The 17,045-nt window shown below is 57.1% G+C and carries 20 protein-coding genes and 2 tRNA genes; 8 read left to right on the top strand and 14 right to left on the bottom strand.

From position 1 onward, the window contains the following. Positions 1 to 22: 22 nt before the first annotated feature. The 4 genes from KUV22_RS01140 to msrB form a co-directional block, all read right to left on the bottom strand. Positions 23 to 98, bottom strand: a tRNA-Gly gene (locus KUV22_RS01140). Between the two features lies 1 nt (position 99). Further along, a tRNA-Glu gene (locus KUV22_RS01135) sits at positions 100 to 175 on the bottom strand. Positions 176 to 372: 197 nt separating this feature from the next. After that, positions 373 to 1,251: a DUF1499 domain-containing protein gene (locus KUV22_RS01130; RefSeq protein WP_222227819.1), complete on the bottom strand. Its 879-nt coding sequence runs from the start codon at positions 1,249 to 1,251 to the stop codon at positions 373 to 375. 38 nt (positions 1,252 to 1,289) lie between these two features. Then, the gene (msrB, locus tag KUV22_RS01125) at positions 1,290 to 1,697 is read right to left on the bottom strand and encodes a peptide-methionine (R)-S-oxide reductase MsrB (protein ID WP_222227818.1); all 408 of its coding nucleotides are present in this window, start codon (positions 1,695 to 1,697) and stop codon (positions 1,290 to 1,292) included. Between the two features lie 279 nt (positions 1,698 to 1,976). Between msrB and KUV22_RS01120 the strand changes: the two genes are divergently transcribed. Continuing rightward, positions 1,977 to 3,191, top strand: coding sequence for a pyridoxal phosphate-dependent aminotransferase (locus tag KUV22_RS01120; RefSeq protein ID WP_222227817.1), 1,215 nt, complete (start codon positions 1,977 to 1,979; stop codon positions 3,189 to 3,191). A gap of 44 nt (positions 3,192 to 3,235) precedes the next feature. Next, positions 3,236 to 3,625 carry a hypothetical protein gene (locus KUV22_RS01115; RefSeq protein ID WP_222227816.1) on the top strand — a complete coding sequence of 130 codons (390 nt, stop codon included), beginning with the start codon at positions 3,236 to 3,238 and terminating at the stop codon, positions 3,623 to 3,625. Here KUV22_RS01115 and KUV22_RS01110 read toward each other — a convergent pair. The 5 genes from KUV22_RS01110 to KUV22_RS01090 are packed head-to-tail and all read right to left on the bottom strand — an operon-like array spanning position 3,616 to position 8,426. Continuing rightward, positions 3,616 to 4,560, bottom strand: a complete 945-nt coding sequence (locus KUV22_RS01110) for a class I SAM-dependent methyltransferase (protein WP_222227815.1) — start codon at positions 4,558 to 4,560, stop codon at positions 3,616 to 3,618. The genes KUV22_RS01115 and KUV22_RS01110 overlap by 10 nt on opposite strands. Before the next feature lie 32 nt (positions 4,561 to 4,592). Then, a complete protein-coding gene (locus tag KUV22_RS01105) occupies positions 4,593 to 5,792 on the bottom strand; it encodes an ATP-NAD kinase family protein (protein ID WP_222227814.1) in 1,200 nt (399 codons plus the stop codon). Further along, on the bottom strand, positions 5,789 to 6,943 hold the full coding sequence (locus KUV22_RS01100; RefSeq protein ID WP_222227813.1) for a 4-phosphoerythronate dehydrogenase: 1,155 nt from the start codon (positions 6,941 to 6,943) through the stop codon (positions 5,789 to 5,791). Before KUV22_RS01100 ends, KUV22_RS01105 begins: the two co-directional genes overlap by 4 nt. Positions 6,944 to 6,987: 44 nt before the next feature. After that, positions 6,988 to 7,893, bottom strand: a complete 906-nt coding sequence (locus KUV22_RS01095) for a 5'-3' exonuclease (RefSeq protein ID WP_222227812.1) — start codon at positions 7,891 to 7,893, stop codon at positions 6,988 to 6,990. Next, positions 7,890 to 8,426, bottom strand: a complete 537-nt coding sequence (locus tag KUV22_RS01090; RefSeq protein WP_224918936.1) for an elongation factor P hydroxylase — start codon at positions 8,424 to 8,426, stop codon at positions 7,890 to 7,892. Before KUV22_RS01090 ends, KUV22_RS01095 begins: the two co-directional genes overlap by 4 nt. A 587-nt stretch (positions 8,427 to 9,013) precedes the next feature. On the opposite strand from KUV22_RS01090, the gene KUV22_RS01085 reads away from it, so the two are divergent. Then, positions 9,014 to 9,700 (top strand): hypothetical protein, encoded by a 687-nt coding sequence (locus KUV22_RS01085; RefSeq protein WP_222227811.1) that lies wholly within the window; start codon positions 9,014 to 9,016, stop codon positions 9,698 to 9,700. Between the two features lie 88 nt (positions 9,701 to 9,788). Here KUV22_RS01085 and tusA read toward each other — a convergent pair whose 3' ends face one another. Then, a complete protein-coding gene (gene tusA, locus KUV22_RS01080) occupies positions 9,789 to 10,022 on the bottom strand; it encodes a sulfurtransferase TusA (RefSeq protein ID WP_222227810.1) in 234 nt (77 codons plus the stop codon). A gap of 216 nt (positions 10,023 to 10,238) precedes the next feature. Here tusA and KUV22_RS01075 point away from each other — a divergent pair, with 216 nt between their 5' ends. Beyond that, on the top strand, positions 10,239 to 10,571 hold the full coding sequence (locus tag KUV22_RS01075) for an antibiotic biosynthesis monooxygenase family protein (protein WP_222227809.1): 333 nt from the start codon (positions 10,239 to 10,241) through the stop codon (positions 10,569 to 10,571). On the opposite strand, the gene KUV22_RS01070 is transcribed toward KUV22_RS01075, so the two are convergent. The 3 genes from KUV22_RS01070 to KUV22_RS01060 form a co-directional block, all read right to left on the bottom strand. Continuing rightward, entirely contained in the window at positions 10,501 to 11,157 is a 657-nt protein-coding gene (locus KUV22_RS01070; protein WP_222227808.1) for an alpha/beta family hydrolase, read from the bottom strand. The two genes, KUV22_RS01075 and KUV22_RS01070, sit on opposite strands and share 71 nt — an antisense overlap. Further along, the gene (locus KUV22_RS01065) at positions 11,157 to 11,387 is read right to left on the bottom strand and encodes a YheU family protein (protein WP_222227807.1); all 231 of its coding nucleotides are present in this window, start codon (positions 11,385 to 11,387) and stop codon (positions 11,157 to 11,159) included. Before KUV22_RS01065 ends, KUV22_RS01070 begins: the two co-directional genes overlap by 1 nt. Before the next feature lie 164 nt (positions 11,388 to 11,551). Then, positions 11,552 to 12,358, bottom strand: a complete 807-nt coding sequence (locus tag KUV22_RS01060) for a class I SAM-dependent methyltransferase (RefSeq protein ID WP_222227806.1) — start codon at positions 12,356 to 12,358, stop codon at positions 11,552 to 11,554. A gap of 206 nt (positions 12,359 to 12,564) precedes the next feature. On the opposite strand from KUV22_RS01060, the gene KUV22_RS01055 reads away from it, so the two are divergent. From KUV22_RS01055 to mnmC, 4 genes are all read left to right on the top strand, one after another. Next, positions 12,565 to 13,095 (top strand): glycine cleavage system protein R, encoded by a 531-nt coding sequence (locus KUV22_RS01055; protein ID WP_222227805.1) that lies wholly within the window; start codon positions 12,565 to 12,567, stop codon positions 13,093 to 13,095. Positions 13,096 to 13,230: 135 nt separating this feature from the next. Further along, on the top strand, positions 13,231 to 13,695 hold the full coding sequence (trmL, locus tag KUV22_RS01050; RefSeq protein ID WP_222227804.1) for a tRNA (uridine(34)/cytosine(34)/5-carboxymethylaminomethyluridine(34)-2'-O)-methyltransferase TrmL: 465 nt from the start codon (positions 13,231 to 13,233) through the stop codon (positions 13,693 to 13,695). Between the two features lie 3 nt (positions 13,696 to 13,698). Beyond that, positions 13,699 to 14,238 (top strand): flavodoxin FldB, encoded by a 540-nt coding sequence (fldB, locus tag KUV22_RS01045; protein WP_222227803.1) that lies wholly within the window; start codon positions 13,699 to 13,701, stop codon positions 14,236 to 14,238. Positions 14,239 to 14,290: 52 nt separating this feature from the next. Then, the gene (mnmC, locus tag KUV22_RS01040) at positions 14,291 to 16,378 is read left to right on the top strand and encodes a bifunctional tRNA (5-methylaminomethyl-2-thiouridine)(34)-methyltransferase MnmD/FAD-dependent 5-carboxymethylaminomethyl-2-thiouridine(34) oxidoreductase MnmC (protein ID WP_222227802.1); all 2,088 of its coding nucleotides are present in this window, start codon (positions 14,291 to 14,293) and stop codon (positions 16,376 to 16,378) included. On the opposite strand, the gene KUV22_RS01035 is transcribed toward mnmC, so the two are convergent. Continuing rightward, positions 16,375 to 17,004 (bottom strand): DUF502 domain-containing protein, encoded by a 630-nt coding sequence (locus KUV22_RS01035; RefSeq protein ID WP_222227801.1) that lies wholly within the window; start codon positions 17,002 to 17,004, stop codon positions 16,375 to 16,377. The genes mnmC and KUV22_RS01035 overlap by 4 nt on opposite strands. Positions 17,005 to 17,045 lie beyond the last annotated feature (41 nt).

Below are 17,045 nucleotides of genomic sequence, written 5' to 3'. Positions count from 1 at the left end.
CTTACGCCGGCGAACAAAAACTTGGAGCGGGAAACCGGGTTCGAACCGGCGACCTCAACCTTGGCAAGGTTGCGCTCTACCAACTGAGCTATTCCCGCGTGGCATCCCCAAGGGGAGTCGAACCCCTGTTACCGCCGTGAAAGGGCGGTGTCCTAGGCCTCTAGACGATGGGGACCCAGAATCCTTCTTGGCGTTGCTGACCGTCGTTTCCGTAAGTCAGTACTGCGTCGAAGTGGGGCGCATTCTATGGAGAGGCCGGGGGGCTGTCAACACCCGATTTAAAACTTTTCCAGAAATTTTTCCTTTCCATACAGACACTTACACAACCAGCGGCCAAAACCCGCAGAAATACTTGGCTCGGATGACCAGCGATTACTGCGCCACCGGGGGCTCCCCTTCCGCCGAGTGCAGCAATCGCTGCTGAAGGTGCTCAAGAAAGAGGCGAATGCTCGCCGCATTGCTACCCAAATCGCGCGCGCCAGTGCGGGAAGCAGAACGCACATCCACCCTCACCGGCCCCGCGTTACCGCTCACTGGCGTAGCATCCGCCTTTTTCTTCTGCTGGTCAGACGGCTTTTCATCCGCCTCTGACTCAGAGGCCTTCTCCGGTTCGTGAGGACGGACACGTACCACGATGTCCTGAGTCAGGCCAAGCAATGGGGTACGCCCCACCAGCTCCAACCGTCCTTTAGCTGGCTGGACGGCAATCACCCGCCAGCCCAGCTCGCGCGCGACCTTCTCCGCATGTTCTATCACCTTACGCGCCGGCACATCCACAACCAGAGGCTTGATATCGGCATAGGCGGGCGTGGCGGCCTGGATCTCTGCAGAGACTCGCCCAGGGTAATCCGGGCTATTGTCGCCTTCCCGGCGCAGGGAGATCAGCATGTCGAATTCGGGCGGGTCTTTTAGATCGGTAGTAATGTCGTATAGCGCAGGCGTATTCAGGTTCTGCTGGCCCACCAACATCATCGGCACGGCTACGGGGATCACCGCCAGCAGCATGGCCCACAATGCCGAGGTTCGCGCCTCTGCATTGCGTTTTACCATGCCCCACAGGAACACCAGCATGGCAAAGAGCGCCACCGCAATCATTGAAAGGCCGAGGACGGTGAAGACAGAATAAGTCGCATCCAGCCTCAGTAGGCCTACCCGCACCCCGACAATCGCCAGGCCGATCAGCGCAAGCAGTGTCCACTGGATGCGGTATAGCCAACGACTCCAGTGACGTGGACGCCCGGAACGCAGCATAGTCAGCCTCCTACCTTACCCTCTACCCTCGCGGGGGCTCAGTCATCTTGTGGTTCGGTATCCGGATCCAGTTTTACCGACAGTGAATTAACACAATAGCGCAAGCCGGTGTCGGTCGGCCCATCGGGGAATACGTGCCCCAGGTGGCTGCCACAGTTGGCGCACAGTATCTCAACCCGCCGCATCCCCAGGCTGTGGTCCGCGCGCTCCTCAACAACACCCGCACTCGCCTCCGCATCGAAGCTGGGCCAGCCACAGCCGGCATCAAACTTGGATGAGGAATGAAACAGCACCTCCTGACAGCAGCGGCACAGGTACTTGCCGTCTTCAAAGGTGTCCCAGTACTCACCGGTAAATGGACGCTCGGTCCCTGCTTCCCGGCAAACACGGAATTCTTCCGCAGTCAGGCGCTCGCGCCAGTAGTTATCGTCTTTTTCTTTTGCCATACTGTGCCTCCTTTTTTGCCTGAAAAGTCAGTATCCAGCGGCATTACCCTGCCCCGGCAAAACGCTTTGTGGCAGCACCTCACACCCCGGGGCGCCCACCCAACTGCTGGGCCGACCAGCCGCTGATTGCCTTACCAACGAGCAGTACAGCCTACTAGGTCCGAGCGTTGGAGAGAAACGAATTTGCCCGCCTGGCAGTTCCATGGAAACAGTTTCATCGAAACTGCCGGGCCAATGCGCACAAACCCAATTTACTGAGCCCAATTAAAGAACGCTGCAATGAAGGATATTCACAAGTCGCAAAAACTCCACGGGGTCTGTTACGAGATTCGCGGACCAGTCATGGAGCAGGCCACGCGCCTGGAAGAAGAAGGCCACCGGATCATGAAGCTGAATATCGGCAATCCGGCACCCTTCGGCTTCGACGCGCCCGATGAAATCCTGCAGGACGTGATTTACAACCTGTCCCAGGCGCAGGGCTATGTGGAATCCAAGGGCCTGTTTGCGGCGCGCAAGGCCATCATGCAGGAATGCCAGACACTGGGCATTCCCGATGTGGACATCGATGACATCTACCTCGGCAACGGCGTGTCCGAGCTGATCTCCATGTCCACCCAGGCATTATTGAACGACGGCGATGAAATGCTGTTGCCAATGCCCAACTACCCGCTATGGATGGCCGCCACCAATTTGACCGGCGCCAAAGCGGTACTCTACCGCTGCGACGAGCAGGCGGGCTGGCTGCCGGATATCGAAGACATCAAGTCAAAGATCACTTCCCGCACCCGCGGCATCGTGGTGATCAACCCGAACAACCCCACCGGCGCCGTATACCCGCGCGCGCTGCTGGAGCAAATCGTTGAGCTGGCGCGCCAGCACAATCTGGTAATTTTTGCCGACGAGATCTACAGCAAAATCCTGTACGACGACGCTGAGTTCGTACCGATGGGCTCACTGGCGCAAGACGTACTGTGCCTGAGCTTCAATGGCCTGTCCAAATCCTACCGCCTGGCGGGATTCCGTTCTGGCTGGATGATTGTCAGCGGCGCCAAGGAGCGCGCCAAGGGATTTATCCAGGGCATGGACATTCTTTCGTCCATGCGCCTGTGCAGTAACGTACCGGCCATGTTCGCCGTACAAACGGCGCTGGGTGGCTACCAGAGTATCAACGACCTGGTGCTCCCCGGAGGCCGCCTGCGCCAGCAGCGCGATCTGGCGTATCGCATGCTGAATGATATCCCCGGAGTCAGCTGCGTAAAGCCACAGGGTGCTATCTACCTGTTCCCCAAGCTGGATCTGAATAAACACAAGATCGAAAATGACGAGCGCTTTGTGCTCGAGTTTCTGCGCAAGGAAAAGATTCTGCTGGTACAGGGCAGCGCCTTCCACTGGGATGAACCGGACCACCTGCGCATCGTGTTCCTGCCGCGGGCCGATGACCTGTCGCATGCAATTGCACGGCTGGGCAATTTCCTCGAACACTACAGCAAATAATTAGCCGCTAAGTACTGGCAAAAGAATACTGGCAATAGAGCAACATGCTGGACGATCTGCACATTCACGACTTTTACCGCGATGCGGGACGTATTCTGCTGGCACTGTTCCAGCAGTTTCCCGTACCGGCGACCATCTACGTGGAGGATATTTCCGGCCCCGACACCCCGGACGAATTTGGCCTGCACTCCCCCCGCCACCTCGCCTGCCTGGGCGCAATGACCTGGCTCAAGGAGTGCGGCTATATTAATTTCGCCCAAATTGTGCGACAGGAAGCGGTGGAGGAAGCCACCCTATCCCACCGCAGCTTCTTACTGATGGTAAGCCGCGGTGAAGACGGGATGAGTAATGCGGAAAAGCTTAACGAGGCAGTTCGCGGAGGCTCGTCACCTCAGTTGGAAGCGCTGGTCGTGGATTTAATGCGTCACCTGTGAAACTTCACATGCAACATTTTTAATGCCGCGTCGGAATCGCTATCCGGGAAATCCGGATTTTGCGGCAACCGCGCCACCACAGAGAAGCCCGGGTTCGCCGCTTCAATCAAATCCCTGAAATACTGCTCACTATGGGCCGGTGAATTCAGCACCAGCAGCAAGTCTGCCTCATCCGCCAGGCAGCCGGGCAAAAGCTCCAACTGCCGCGCATAGTTCTCTGCGGCATCGAAACTGCCCCGCTGGCGCGTGGGTGGGTCTACCACCGCCAACTGAAACGGTCCGCGACGGTCATATCGTTTGAAGTCCCGGAGCGCGTCCATGGCGAGGAAGCGAATACCCTTGCTGGCCAGGTTGTTTAGCTGGTGGTTGGCCTGCCCGCGCTTTAGCACGCCCTTGTTCAGATCTACGTTCAGCACTTCCAGCTCTCCCGCGGCGCGCGCCACCGCAGAAAACGCACAGGTAAACGCGAACAGGTTCAGCAGCTTGAGGCTGTCGACCTTGCCGGCTTTTTCCCGCACCTGCTGCTCCAGCCATTGGCGGCCTGGTTCGATGTCCAGAAAGAAGCCCACGTTCTGACGATCAAATGTGAGGGGAAACTTCAGCGCGCCGCGACGGGCCACGGGTGCTTCCACTTCTTCGCCACACTGCCACTGAATGGGGGCACCGCGCTGGTAGCGTCGCTGCACGGCCACACCCTTGTACCCCAGCGGCTCCACCAGCGACCACAGCTGGTCCGCCAGTGCATCTTCCTCGGGATATTCGTCAAACAAGGTGACCAGAATGGCGGGGTGATAGCTGTCTACACACACGCGGTCCAGGCCCGCATAGCAGTGCCCACGGCCATGAAACAGGCGGCGACTATCGGGTGCTTCACCCTGAGACTGTTCTTCCTGCAATTTGCTGCGCACTACCTGCAGCAAGGGTTCCCAATTCAATGTACTTGTACTCTTTAGTTCTTTACTGAGTGTTATTCGTCGCGTGTGGCAGACGAATGATCTGGCGCAATACCGCTGCCGTCACCAGACAATGGGTAGAGAATTTCATCGCGGTAGCCAGTGACTACCCGCACAAAGCCACTCCAGGCTTCGTCCAACGCCGGATCACCGCTATCGATCAACAGCGGGCGGCCTCCCAGTTCGCTGACCTTTGTCTTGGTGGCCACCACCAACAGATTTTCCCGGCCTACACTGGTCAGAACCTGCGGGTTTAGCTGCTGATTGCCGCGACCAATTAAATGGCCCTGACCACCGATGGCGGTAAGAATAATTTTTACCGGGCGCTCAGGGTGGGATTCACGGTGTTGCGCGATTGCCTGCACAATTTGCGGGGCGCTGACATCTGCCGCCACCAGGGATCCATTGCGCCAGAGGTCCACCCCCAGCAGGGTCCCCTCCTCGCCCAGCTCGTTCAACACCGCAAGGGTCGTAGAACCGGGGCCGAATACATACAGGGCCTCCGGGTCCAGCTCGTCAATTTCTTCCACCATCTGCGCGGCGATGTCTGCCACTGCCAGCTCTTCCACTTCGCGCCCGGCATTTTTTACCGCCTGCAAAAAGTGCCCTTCTTCCGGCACCAGTAACTCGCCGTAATAGCGGGTACTTACCCGCCCTTCGCGAAAAGATTTTTCATCAATATCGCGCACTTCGCGCTGGTGCAAATCCACCAGCTCGCCAGCCATCAGCCGGCGCAGTACTTCGCCCGCCGCGCGCGGGGAGATGGCAAAGCAGGCGGAGTGCATTTTTACCCCGGCCGGAATCCCCAATACAGGAAAGCCATCACCCAGCGCATTGACCATATTGCGCGCGGTGCCGTCGCCACCGGCAAACACAATCAAATCCGCACCGGCATCGCGAATGGCTGCAGCGGCCAACTCGGAGTCCCTCGGCGTGGAGCGCTCACCGGCCGCAGCACCAATCACCTCTACGGTAAAGCCCAGGGAGGCCGCGAGCTCCTCTCCCATATCACCAGCAAAAGTCACGATTTGCAGCGACTCGCTAAACGGCTGCAGCGCGCTTAACGCGATCGCCGCGCGCTTGTGCGATTGCGGCTCAATACCTGCCGCCAGAGCACGGGTCACGGTGTCGACACCATCGCTCCCCTTGAGCCCGGCGGGGCCGCCAACACCCGCCCAGGGGTTGATGATAAGTCCGAGTTTTTTAAGCTTCACTTGAGCCCCAATATTGCCAGCTGCGCGCGCACTGCCTGGTCGAGATTCGGCAACTGCGCGGACGATGGCAAAGTGTAATGTGAGAATTCCAGACGCTTGGGGTACTGCTTGCGCAGCTGATCAAACGCAAGCGGTAGAGATTCCCCGCCGGTGGCTGCAGACTGCGCCGCAGCGCGCAAGCGGGTGTCGTCTTGGCGCGGGTCGTACATCGACAACAGCAATTCACACATTGCCGCAAAGCCCGACTTGTCGGTGGTCAACAACGACTGCTCTGGCGAACTCGCTGGGCTAGTCTCTTGTGCGGTTGCTGCCGCGGGCAGGTCCAGCGCCCGGTCGAGCGCTTCGCGAATCATGCGCGTCCCCGCCAGCTTGCCATCGTGACTGTAGCCGGCGATATGCGGGCTGCCGAGGTTTACACGTTCAAGCAACTCCGGATCCATATCCGGTTCGTTTTCCCAGACATCCAGCACCGTGGTGAACGACGTATCCCGTTCGCGCAGCGCGCGATTATCAATCACTGCGCCACGGCCGGCGCTGATCAGCACCGCCCCGGGACGAATGCGGCCCAACGCCTCGCCATCAATCATATGCAGACTTGGGTGCGGGCCATCTTTCACCAGAGGAGCGTGCAGGCAGATCACATCCTGCTGCAGGACTTCTTCGAGCGTCGCGCTATCCGGGTTATCGGTTTTCCAGGGATCATAAATTTTGCATTGGATATTCAACGCGTGCAGTTTGCGCTGCAGCGACCCGCCGACATTGCCACAGCCAACAATGCCGAAATTGCGCCCGCGCCAATCGACATCCAGCGCCGCCAGTGTGCAAAACACATACTCCACTACGGAATTGGCGTTACAGCCTGGGGCCGCACTCCAGGCGATACCCTGCTGCTCCAGCCAGTGCGTATCCAAGTGGTCGGTGCCAATCGTGCAACTGCCGACAAAACGCACCGGCGTGTTTGCCAGCAGCGCTTCGTTCACCTGGGTGACCGAGCGCACCAGTAAAATATCGGCATCAGCTAATTGCGATGCGGAAAGACTGCGTCCCGGCACGCGTACAATCGTACCGAGATCGCCAAACCACTGCTCAAGCCCGGGAATGTTTTCATCGGCGACCATGTTGAGTGGTATTGTTGTGGTGTTAAGACTCATGACTTCTCGTATATCATTAATAATCAGTATCTAGTCCAGACGAGTCAGGTTACAGGCTCTGCACTTTTGTTCGTCAGCGTGCGGAAAATCTTGTTAGCAAGTCCACCAATACCAAACTCCTCAGCCAGGGCAATCGCTAAGTCAAGCCCGGAGGCGTTATGGGCTAGCGCTTCAGATGTCACACCCACTGGCACATCGTAAGCCAACTGCGCGAGTTGCAACGCCATGCGAATCTGATCCTCATGTTCCGCCAGTTTGTCCACCAAGCCTTTGGCCCCGCGTATTTTAAGGCCCGCTACGCGCTCTCGGTTCGCCAGTAATTCATCGACTGAGCGAAACTCGCTTAGTAAGCCCGCTGCCGTCTTGGCACCGATACCGGGCACACCAGGGATATCGTCAATGCTGTCACCAACCAGTGCCAGATAGTCGGCGATCTGCTCGGGGCGCACGCCAAACTTCGCTTCAATCTCAACGCTTCCCATATGCGCGTCGGCGGCAAAGTCCCACAGGCTCGATGCGCCGCGACTGAGCAACTGCCCAAGGTCTTTATCCCGGGTAACGACCACCGGCGCCTCCCCCTGCTCGGCACAGATCCTGGTCAGGGTGGCGAGAATATCGTCTGCCTCATAGCGCTCACTGGCGAAGCTGGCGATGCCGAGGGCCTCGGCCATTTCCCGGCACGCAGCCAGCTGAAAAGCGAGCCCCTCGTCCGGTAATGCCCGACTGCATTTGTAGTCCGGATAAATTTCGTTGCGGAAGCAGCTGCCGAGGGATTCATCAAACGCGCAAGCAACACCGTCGGGCCGGCGCGCCAAAAGATCCAGTAAGAAATTGCTGAAGCCGTATACCGCTTCGGTGGTGTAACCGGAGCGGCTTTCCCAATTCGGGGGCAACGCAAAGTAGTAGCGGAAAATATAGACAGAGGCGTCCACCAGATAAATCTGTTTCACCCGAGATCCTCCAGTCGATATTGCGTCTGCTTGAACGGATTTGGTTGGCCGAAAGCCTGCGCCAAGGATCGCGCAAACAGCTCGGCACGCCCATTGACGCCCTCAGTGCAGTAATTCTGCACTTGCTGCCAGATCGCTCGCTTGAACCCATCACTTGGGCCAAGCCCCGCATCCAGATTGTCCGCACTTACGCGAAAGCCCAAGCCGCAGGCGCGCGCGAAAATCCACTCCAGCGCCTGGGGCTTTACTTCCACCCGCTCAAATTCCGCTTGCTGTTCGGCACTCCGCCCATCCGGGGCATACCAGTAACCGTAGTCCGGTTGCTTGCGCCGCTCAGCGCCCGCCACGCACCAATGCGCCGCTTCATGTAGCGCGCTGGCAGGGTAGTCCCGAGTGAATTCCACACGGTGCACCTCGCCTTCACAGGTTCCAGGGCGATAGTAAGGTTCAGGGTGACCACCCTCGAGACGGGTATTGAGGCTATCGACGGCAGCAAAGCACGCATTAAAGACGGTGACCACACGTTCAGTCACCGAACTCGGCGAAACGTCACCTATTTCCTCCCGAGAAACCTCAGGATGGTATGGAACTTGCTCATCTATAACCGTATTCGACAAAACGTGTGCTTGCTCTCTGCTTTGAGCTGCCAAGGGCTGCTCTTCATTCAAAACTGGCAGTGAAATTCCGACGGAACTGCCCGGCTGGCGCGGACTATATCAGTGAGTGCGCCTGGATCAAGGCCGGGAGCTAGATCGGGAACATGGGCGGCAAGAAATGGTCGAATACCAAGTCCGTAGCCGCTACCTGTCCATTCAATCAAAAAGGAGACATTTAGTAGTAAACAACCCCATTCCGCTGGTTGTATTTCTGCGGATCAGAATATACCTTTGGACATAGGGATACCGGAAACCTACTTCCGTTCAATGCGGTGTTTTTTGCAGCGCTCAGCGGTTGTTTTCGGTTGCGGTACCGGCTTCCCAGGGAGGCAAAAAAGTTGCTCCCGGAGTCTGGATTCGGCGATGGCCGCCCGGCCCTCGCACGGTATCTCTACGCCGGTTGCACCTCAATAAGTAGTACAAGACCTTCCCGCCCTACTACCGGCCCTGCAAGGAGGTGCTCTATGACCGACCACCGTACCAACAACGTGGTTGACCTCTTCACCGGCAAGCCAATCGAAACTTCAGAGAGCCTGCGGTTTATCCGCCTGTCTCCGGAGCTCGACGGCTTGGAAATGCTCTACTCCAACAATTCCAGTGGGACAGATCTCTACAGCCTGAAAATCCTTTGCTGGGGCCTGCGTGCCAACGGCGAGATAGTCGGGTTGGTTCCCTGGTTGAACTCCATTGTGGCCTGCCCGGATATTCAGGATCCCCTGGATGGACGGTTTGAAGGCTATTACGACCCGGGTATCGAGGAAATCTTCCACGAAGCCCCCATCCATAAAATCGTCGAGCTGGAGACTGCGGCGGAATACTTCGAGTACGAAAGCAATCAGGCAGACGAGGTAGTTCAGGAGGTTCCCGACACCATTGGCACCCACGCGGTGTTTATGGATGCCGACAAGGAAAACCTGACTCTTACGGAAGTCGTGAGCTGGCGTCTATTTGCCAGCGGAGAGATCCACGGCATGCTGATTGATCACAATAGTGTGGAGACCACGCCGGTCCTGCCCGGGGACGAATGCCTGTACCCGGCTCAAGGGTCCGAATGTTTCCGCTACTTCTTCCAACACCACATCGCCAACAAGATCAAATCTGAGGACCCGGAGGCCCTTGCTGCGATCGCGGCGCTTGTCACTTCGCCCTAAAAAATTACTTCCCTACAAATCATGTAAAACAAGGGCGACCAGTGGTCGCCCTTGTTATTTCCGCCGCTGTTTACACCGCGCATCGCCTTCAGGAATCCGCTTTTTTAATCCAGTAAACGAACTCGTCATTTTCTTCCAGATGCTTCACCAACTCATAGCCGAGAAACTGGCAGAACTTGGGTACGTCCCGCTGAGTGGATGGGTCTGTCGCGAACATCTGCAATACCTCACCAGCGCCGACTTTACGCACGGCGGTATGCAGCATCATTACGGGTTCCGGGCACAGCAGGCCGCGGGCATCAAGGGTATGTTGTGACTTCATAGAGGCTATTGTCGGGGATTTGCCGAGCCGCGTCACCCGCTTCGCTCAGACTGACCAGTCTCCGCAACTGAGTTCACTGAAGACTAAACTGCTGTGTACGGGATCACCACGTCCCATAAACTCTATTGGGCACAGGTACTTGCCAGTCACTTGCCTGGTACTCTAAAGTCGATCGTAACTTTGAATGATGTAAGTGTGAATGGTGTATGAATTGCGATGATTTACGTATTGATTGAGCGAGAAATTGCCCTGGACCTGGAGTCTACTTACGAGGAGGCCGCGCGCCGGCTGCTCACCAATGCCTATCAAACCACCGGGTTTGTAGACGGCCATACCTATACCGAAATGGGCAACCCACTGCGCCGCTTCACGATGTCGCGCTGGAAGTCCATCCTGCACTGGCAACACTGGTATGGCAGTGAGGAACGACGGGACCAAATGGCCCAGCTCGCCCCCATGCTCGCGCACGAAGAAAAGATTACGATTCTTGAAGACGCATCCACTGTCGCATCTGGTCAGCCGCGGCCTGCCAGTGTTGTGACTGGGTAAAGCCACTGACCTTGCGTGGCTTGAAGTCGTGATCCCCGTCTTCAAGCCAGTGCACTTGAAGCGCGTTGGCCAGAGCGTAACCCTCTACTTCCTCCCGGTTACCGAGCTTGTCTCGGGTGCCCTGTACAATCAGGGTTGGGCTGGTTAGCGACTGCAAATGTTCGGTGCGTAATTTCTCTGGTTTACCCGGTGGGTGGAACGGATACCCAAGGCAGACGGCCCCCGCCACTTTCCCGCAGTCAAAATTATCCTGCACCAGCATACTCGCCACGCGCCCGCCCATAGACTTACCACCGATATACAGGGGCGCCTGGGCAAGCTCGGACCGCACACGATCAATCTGCGTTTGGAAGGAATCCAGCAACACCTCCATCTTGTTAGGCGGCCGGCGCTTACCGGTTTCCCTATGCTCCGCCATATACGGAAACTCAAACCGCACAACACCCAGGTCTCGCTCCACCAGCAACTGCGTCAGCGCCTGCATAAAATCACTATCCATCGGTGCGCCGGCACCGTGGGCAAACAGAAACCAGCCAATCGGCGGCGTTTCCGGTTGATCAATCAACCAACCATCCGGCAAGTCCATCAGTGGTCACCATCTTTAGGGATGTCTTCCGCAAGAATCAGGTTGACCGACTCCTCACCGGGTTCAAACCAAATCACGATGGTTTTGTCTTCCAGCTGACGGCGCAGGCTGGAAACCTTATCGACAAGGCTGACTTCCCGCTCGCCATAGTCGGTGCCATCACGGGTCGCATATTCTTCCAACAGGTTTTGCAGGGTTTCGGGAGGTAGTTGCTTAAATGGAATAATCATCGGGATCTATATAAGGCAAATTCTGAAGCAGAACATATCAGATTAGACAGTCATGCGTCTCGAATCGAAGGGAGGTGGCCGCCCACTACCAAACTTCAACAAAGCCCAGAACGAAAAATGCCCCGAAGATTTCGGGGCATGTTCATCACTGAATCCGTAAAGGATCAGGACTTGGGCTTGCGGAAGCGCAGGGTCATACGGTCGCTCTCGCCGATGGCCTGGTACTTCTCTTTGTCTTCGTCACCCAGTGCCAGACGCGGCGGCAGCGTCCAGACACCCTTCGGGTGTACCGCAGTGTCTTTCGGGTTGGCATTCACTTCGCTGGCTTCCTCAAGAACAAAACCCGCTTTGGTCGCCAGATCTACAACGTAGTCCTGGGTCATGTAACCACTGGACATCATGTCCTCACGGGAGGTATCCGGTTTGGCACGGTGCTCAACCACACCCAGTACGCCACCTGGCTTCAGCGCCTTGTAGAAGGTTTTGAAGGCCGCCGCTTCATTGTCACCACGCATCCAGTTGTGCACATTGCGGAAGGTCAATACTGCGTCCGCAGTGCCCGCTGGAGCGATTTCCAGGTCCTGACCCGGTGCAAACTCGGTCATTACGACCTTGCCGTAAGCATCCTTGTTATCTGCCAGTTTCTTTTCGAAGTTTTCGCGGGAACGCTTGAAGTAGCCAACCTCGGTCTCTTTGGGGAAGTGGGCCGCGTACAGTTTGCCTTCAGCCTGCAGCAGTGGGGACAGGATCTCGGTATACCAACCGCCGCCTGGCCAAATTTCCACCACGGTCATCGTTGGCTTCACCTGGAAGAATTCGAGGGTTTCTGCCGGGTGACGGAATCCGTCCCGCGCAGCGTATTCTGCGGTGCGCTTATCGCTCGCCACCGCATCCTTGATCGCGTCGGCCTGTACAGCGCCAGCGGTGGTCGCCGCAAATGCGATGCCGGCAAGCCAGTGAGTCAATTTCATCAGGAGTCTCCTCGATTGGGCCTGGTTAGAATTATTTTCTTCACCGCCCGATTCAACACCCTGCCCACCCCCATGTAAAGTCGCTTCGGCGCGAATATCGACTAAATGAGCGCTATTCACGTTTTTTGCCCCCCGGGGGTCACACTGGCTACAATTCATCACACGAATCATTGCACAGTGTTAAAAGCGCCAGTAAGGAAGCCCTCATGCAACAGCACTTCGTCATTTCGATTATCAGCGACGACAAGCCCGGCGTGGTGGAGATGCTCTCCGCCGTCGTGGCAGAGAACGGCGGCAACTGGGAAGACAGTCGCATGGCCCACTTCGCCGGAAAATTCGCCGGCATTGTTCGCTTGAGTGCCACCGCACAAGACAGCCCGCGCCTGAAAGCGGCCCTGCAAAACCTGGCCGGCGCCGATTTCAAGCTGCAAATCGAAGACGCCCTGGCCGTGGCAGCAGACAGCCGCCAGACCTTGCAGTTGAAGTTGGTGGGCAATGACCGTCCGGGAATCGTAAAAGAGATCTCCCGCGCGCTGGCTGCCCGCAAGATCAATGTGGAAACCCTGGATACCCGCTACGGCAGCACCCCGTGGAGTGGCGAGCCGCTGTTTTCCGCCGAATGCACCATCAGCGTCAGCGAAGATGTCAGTATTGACGGCCTGTACGACGAGCTTGACGAAATCGCCGATGAGCTTGGGGTGGAGATAGACTGCGAAGTTACCTCCTCCGCGTTATAATCCGCGCCCGTCATCACCCACGCGGTTGCGGGCCCAGCTGATCTTGGTTTTGGGCACTCGATACTGGCAATAACCGTGTCGACACCGCCGACACTGACGAATTCGACAAGCAGTGCCCTTAACTACCCATTAGCTATGTTCAAAATCGTTCTCTACCAACCAGAGATTGCCCCAAACACCGGCAACATTATTCGCCTGTGCGCCAATACCGGTGCCGAGCTGCACCTGATTGAACCCCTGGGGTTCGCCATGGACGACAAGCGCCTGCGTCGCGCCGGGCTCGACTACGCCGAGTACAGCCGTGTGGTGCGCCATCGGGATTGGGAAGCTTTTGTGACCACAGAGCAGCCCAAGCGCGTGCTGGCGCTTTCCACCAAGGGCAGTAAACCCCATTCTGAAATCGAATTCCGCGCGGATGATGCGATTGTCTTTGGCCCGGAAACACGTGGCCTGCCCGCCGAGTTTCTCGCCATGACGGGGCAGGAGCACACCCTGCGAATCCCCATGTGCGCCAACAGCCGCAGCATCAACCTATCCAACGCCGCGGCGATTGTTATTTATGAGGCCTGGCGACAGCTTGGCTATGTGAACGCTCAGTAAATCATGCAACCAACAGACACCTCACGCGCCCCGATCGGGCTATTTTATGGATCCAGTACCTGCTACACCGAAATGGCCGCGGAAAAAATTCGCGAGCGTATCGGTGACGAGTGGATCGACCTGCACAATGTGGCCAGCGATGATGTTGCGGAGATGCAGGAGTACGACTTTCTGATTCTCGGCATCCCGACCTGGGACTACGGAGAACTCCAGGAAGATTGGGAAAACTGCTGGGATCAGCTGGCGGCACTGGATTTGAGCGGCAAAAAGGTAGCCTGCTACGGGCTGGGTGATCAGGAAGGCTACCCTCAGTGGTATCAGGACGCACTTGGCTACCTGCACGCGCAGGTGATCGCCGTAGGCGCAAAAGCCGTGGGCTACTGGTCTGCCGATGGATACGAATTCGAAGAGTCCAAGGGACTGACCCCGGATGGCAGCAAGTTTGTGGGTTTGGCGCTGGACGAAGAGAACGAATTTGACCGCACCGATGAGCGCCTGGACCAGTGGTGTGCACAGATTATGCGCGAATTCGGCTTGCAGTAACGCTTTTCCAAAATCCCTTGTTAAGTAGTTCGCTACAGTAATTTACAGCCACATGGGCGATCAAACTCAACCAGACAACAAACCGGTAAGCCACGCACAATTGGAATGGCGCGACAACGGCCAACCCGTATCGAGTGCATTTGACGATATTTATTTTTCTACGGCCTCGGGCCTGGAAGAAACGCGCCACGTTTTTCTTGCGCAGAATCATTTGCCGGAACGCTGGGCGGAGCTAAAAGAAAGCGCAGTATTCACCATCGGTGAAACCGGTTTTGGCACCGGCTTGAATTTTCTCGCTGCCTGGCAACTTTGGAATGACATAGCGCCAGCATCGGCACACCTGCATTTCGTCAGCGTAGAGAAATTCCCCCTCCATCCAAAAGATCTGGCTCGGGCGCTGGCGATGTGGCCAGAACTCGAATCGTTGAGCCGCCAGCTTATTGCGCAATATCCACCCTATCTTGCCCGCGGGGTGCACCGTATTAACCTCTCGCCCAATGTCCACTTGACTCTGGTCGTTGGTGAGGCCAGTGATGGTTTCCGTTCCCTTTCCCTGGATGACGCCAATCGCGATCGCTGGGTCGACGCCTGGTTTCTGGATGGTTTTGCCCCATCGAAAAACCCGGACATGTGGAGCGAAGCTCTGTTTCAGTCGATTGCCGCGCTAAGCGCACCGAGTTCCACTTTCGCCACGTTTACCTGCGCCGGCATTGTGAAGCGTGGACTGAAATCTGTGGGGTTTGCACTGGAAAAGGTGCCCGGCTTCGGGCGCAAACGGGAAATGCTGCGCGGCAGCTTTGCAGACGCTGACGAAACCGCCACCGATCCCACAACAAGCACGCCCCCAACTTACCAGAGCACCCCCTGGCACCTGCCGCCAGACTTGGGCACAACTGCAAAGCCCAAAACCGTGGCCATTATCGGTGCAGGTATCGCCGGAGCCTCTGCTGCACACGCACTGGCTACACGCAATTATCAGGTTACCGTCTTCGAGCAGGGAGAGCACCCCGGTAGCGGCGCCTCGGGTAATGATCAGGGAATCCTGTACGCGAAGCTTTCGCCCAAACCGGGCCCAAATGGCGATTTCAATCTTCAGGCACTGCAGTTTGCACAGCGCTACTATCCGAGCCAATGCCCGCAAGCGGCACATTTCGACGGTTTGTTGCAGCTGGCGCAGACCGAAAAAGAACAGCAATTGCAGCAGCAAATTTGCCAGCAACTCCAACTCGAACCCGAGAGCCTATTGGCGCGACCGGTCAGTGCGGAGCAGGCATCTGAACATGCGGGCGTCCCCCTGCAATTTCCGGGGCTGTATTTCCCCCACGCCGGTTGGCTGCGCCCGCGCCAAGTCTGCGAGACGCTGTTGCGGCACCCAAATATCCAAACGCACTTTCACACGCGCATCAGTGATGCTGTGTATGAAGGAGGCCCCGAAGGAAAAGCCCAATGGCAGCTCCGCATTGATGGCGTCGAGCGAGCACAATCGTTTGATGCCTTGATCCTGTGTACCGCCAACTTCAACCGCCAGTTTCCCCAGACGGCGCCCCTGCCCTTACAGCCGATTCGCGGGCAGGTCACCTTCGCCGGGGCAACCACCACATCGGAGAAGCTGAAGATCGCATTGTGTGGGGAGGGCTACATTGCTCCGGCGGGAACCCGATCTGATAAGGAAGACGCCGCGCAACACAGCTTCGGTGCGACTTTCAAGCTCAAGCAGTCGGAAACAGAGATTCGCCAGGAAGAACACCAGGAAAATCTCGCAACCCTTGCATCACTGCTGCCGGAGTTCGCTCAGGATTTTTCCCAACAAACGCTACGAGGACGGGCCGCCCTGCGCGCTGCCACACCGGACTATCTGCCCATGGCCGGGCCAGTGGCACGATGGGAAGAGCTGGAAAATACGTATGGTGCACTGCGCAAAAATCGCAAGCAGTTGATTGGAAAGCGTACGCCCTACCAACCAAACCTGTACGTCCTGGCTGGATTAGGATCGAGAGGATTCACCTATGCACCGCTGGCTGCGGAAGTGCTCGCGGCCTGGATAAATGGCGAGGCCATGCCGGTATCGGAGGACCTGGTGAAGGCGTTACACCCAATGCGCTTCGCTATCCGCGCACTGGGCAAAAACCGGGAAATTTAACCCTCTTCAGCTAGTGCAGGCACTTGTAGCAAAGTGCCGCTACCAGATCCGCAGGCAACTATCGATTTCATCGCGGCCTCAACGGAGACGTGGGGCAAAATTTCCACGCAATCGGGTGGCAGGTGATACACAAAACCCGAAGTAGGTACCGGAGCCGTGGGGACATATACGGTGTAATCGCCGTTGGCATGGGTAGAGGTGACGATCGCGGTTACCGACAGTGGGTTGTTCGCCCCGTGGATCCGCGCCCGCGCCACCGGCCCGGACAATACGCCCTCCGTGCCACCACCACCAATAAACTGCAAAACCAGATCCTTGATGGTGTTGTAACCCGGTGCCAGCTTGCCCAGCCAGAAATCCAGATGCTTGTGCACCCAGCGCCCAACACTGGTCTTAACCAGCAGGCCGATGATAAAACAGATCCCCAGTATCAGGGCTATGACGATCAGGCGGGCAAAGTTATCCTTAAACTCGGTATGCGACTGCATCCATTGGGTAGCCGGCGCCACCAGTTCGCTGATCTGGCCAAACAGCCACTGGAACAGCAAAATAAAAATGGCGATCGGTAATACGACGGCCAACCCACCCAGCAGGGTCAATGTGATGAACGCTTTTATTTTGGTCATAAAACTGTATTGATCAAAAACTGACAAAAACCGACACAACC

Origin of the sequence: Microbulbifer agarilyticus (assembly GCF_019800665.1) — a bacterium.
GTDB lineage: Bacteria > Pseudomonadota > Gammaproteobacteria > Pseudomonadales > Cellvibrionaceae > Microbulbifer > Microbulbifer agarilyticus_C.
Note: the sequence above shows the minus strand (reverse complement) of the source record. Positions and strands in the feature narration are given on the sequence as shown.

Bases quoted from the DNA above. Each gene is read 5' to 3' on its own strand.
- tusA (WP_222227810.1), bottom strand. From the start codon at position 10,022: ATGAAGTCACAACATACCCTTGATGCCCGCGGCCTGCTGTGCCCGGAA.
- KUV22_RS01065 (WP_222227807.1), bottom strand. From the start codon at position 11,387: ATGATTATTCCATTTAAGCAACTACCTCCCGAAACCCTGCAAAACCTG.
- KUV22_RS01035 (WP_222227801.1), bottom strand. From the start codon at position 17,004: ATGACCAAAATAAAAGCGTTCATCACATTGACCCTGCTGGGTGGGTTG.
- KUV22_RS01115 (WP_222227816.1), top strand. From the start codon at position 3,236: ATGCTGGACGATCTGCACATTCACGACTTTTACCGCGATGCGGGACGT.
- KUV22_RS01100 (WP_222227813.1), bottom strand. From the start codon at position 6,943: ATGAGTCTTAACACCACAACAATACCACTCAACATGGTCGCCGATGAA.
- fldB (WP_222227803.1), top strand. From the start codon at position 13,699: ATGCAACCAACAGACACCTCACGCGCCCCGATCGGGCTATTTTATGGA.
- trmL (WP_222227804.1), top strand. From the start codon at position 13,231: ATGTTCAAAATCGTTCTCTACCAACCAGAGATTGCCCCAAACACCGGC.
- msrB (WP_222227818.1), bottom strand. From the start codon at position 1,697: ATGGCAAAAGAAAAAGACGATAACTACTGGCGCGAGCGCCTGACTGCG.
- KUV22_RS01120 (WP_222227817.1), top strand. From the start codon at position 1,977: ATGAAGGATATTCACAAGTCGCAAAAACTCCACGGGGTCTGTTACGAG.
- KUV22_RS01085 (WP_222227811.1), top strand. From the start codon at position 9,014: ATGACCGACCACCGTACCAACAACGTGGTTGACCTCTTCACCGGCAAG.
- mnmC (WP_222227802.1), top strand. From the start codon at position 14,291: ATGGGCGATCAAACTCAACCAGACAACAAACCGGTAAGCCACGCACAA.
- KUV22_RS01070 (WP_222227808.1), bottom strand. From the start codon at position 11,157: ATGGACTTGCCGGATGGTTGGTTGATTGATCAACCGGAAACGCCGCCG.
- KUV22_RS01075 (WP_222227809.1), top strand. From the start codon at position 10,239: ATGATTTACGTATTGATTGAGCGAGAAATTGCCCTGGACCTGGAGTCT.
- KUV22_RS01060 (WP_222227806.1), bottom strand. From the start codon at position 12,358: ATGAAATTGACTCACTGGCTTGCCGGCATCGCATTTGCGGCGACCACC.
- KUV22_RS01055 (WP_222227805.1), top strand. From the start codon at position 12,565: ATGCAACAGCACTTCGTCATTTCGATTATCAGCGACGACAAGCCCGGC.
- KUV22_RS01130 (WP_222227819.1), bottom strand. From the start codon at position 1,251: ATGCTGCGTTCCGGGCGTCCACGTCACTGGAGTCGTTGGCTATACCGC.